Source organism: Enterobacter sp. SECR19-1250 (assembly GCF_013391025.1).
GTDB lineage: Bacteria > Pseudomonadota > Gammaproteobacteria > Enterobacterales > Enterobacteriaceae > Enterobacter > Enterobacter cloacae.
On record NZ_JACASJ010000259.1, the window covers coordinates 1 to 1316 of the forward strand.

General features: G+C 51.9%; 1 protein-coding gene. It reads right to left on the bottom strand.

The annotated features are described in order from the left end of the window. Positions 1 to 28: 28 nt before the first annotated feature. Positions 29 to 1249, bottom strand: a complete 1221-nt coding sequence (locus HX884_RS26435; protein WP_065945178.1) for an ISL3-like element ISCfr12 family transposase — start codon at positions 1247 to 1249, stop codon at positions 29 to 31. Positions 1250 to 1316 lie beyond the last annotated feature (67 nt).

Sequence of the window (1316 nt, forward strand, 5' to 3'; positions counted from 1 at the left end):
GGGTCTTCCCCGATCATGGTGGGAAGACTCAGAACGCCATATTCAGTTTTCCATAGTGGAACATCACTCCCAGCTTAAAGCGCTCCCGGTTCCTGTATCCTCTGGCTTTTATTCTCAGCAGTCTGATCTTGCTGTTCAGCGCCTCTGCATTACCATTCGAGACACGATGATGCATCGCATTCAGTATTCCATATAACCGTTTTTTGATGGTTTTCGCTGCGTTTTTCATCATCGGCACATCACATTGAGACGCCAGCGATATCCACTGCAACCAGTCATTTCTGCGTTCTGTGCTCCAGGGGCGATCCCAGATATTTTTGGCCAGCTCTTTCAGTGTCCAGCACTGGCTTGTCTGCTGCATCTGTTCCCGCAGCCACATCAGCTTTTCCTGCCGGGACTCAGTCATCCATTTGTCGCTGTACTGCCACAGGAAGCGGGTACCTTTGGCCTGACGGCGGCTTTCAACCGGAAGACGGGGATGTTCATTCTGGCGGGTTTTATCCACCACCTCACCCAGCTGTTTCGCTACGTGGAAGCGGTCAAAGGCGATTTTATCAACTGCACACGGTAAGTGGATGCGCGCGGCTCTTATATAGCCCGCATTCATGTCCATTGAGAGCGTTTTAATGGCCTGCAGCTGTCCGTCAGTCAGGGTTCTTAGGTAACCGGCAAGACTTTCCTTACCTCGATCATCCGTTAAAGCCAGCGCCCGCCCGTCACGATCGGAGATCACCGTTATATAACGATGTCCTTTTTTAAAAGCGACCTCGTCCACATTCATATGCCGGGCTGCTAACGGCTTTTTTATGCGTGCAAGACCTCGTTTAACCGCGCGGGTCATAATGCCGTCAACGGCATTCCAGCTCAGTTTGAGTTGTTTCCTGACCGCATCAACAGTGCTGATTTTCAGCCATGAAAGCACGAATGATTCGAACAGCAGCGTATACCGGCTGCCGGGCCCCGCCCACGGAACAGGCAAAGTCTGGCATCCATGCTTCGGACACATAACACGGGGCACACTGGCTTCAACTATCGTGGCGAACTGGCAGGTATCGAGGTGGCGCCATTTACGATGCCGGTGATCGTGAACGGGGCAGGATTTCCCGCAGGCTGGACAGGTTAACTGAGTATTTTCAGCGATTCCGACAGTAACGGTAACAGAAGCGGCATTTTCATCGAGAGAAAGAGACTTTACCTGCCACGGAGCTGACAAGTTGAGGATATGTGCATAGAGGGACTTTTCGTCCATGGTGGTGACCTCTGGCGATTTAATACGCCATTATCATGCCTTCAGCCACCACAACAAGGGAAGACCC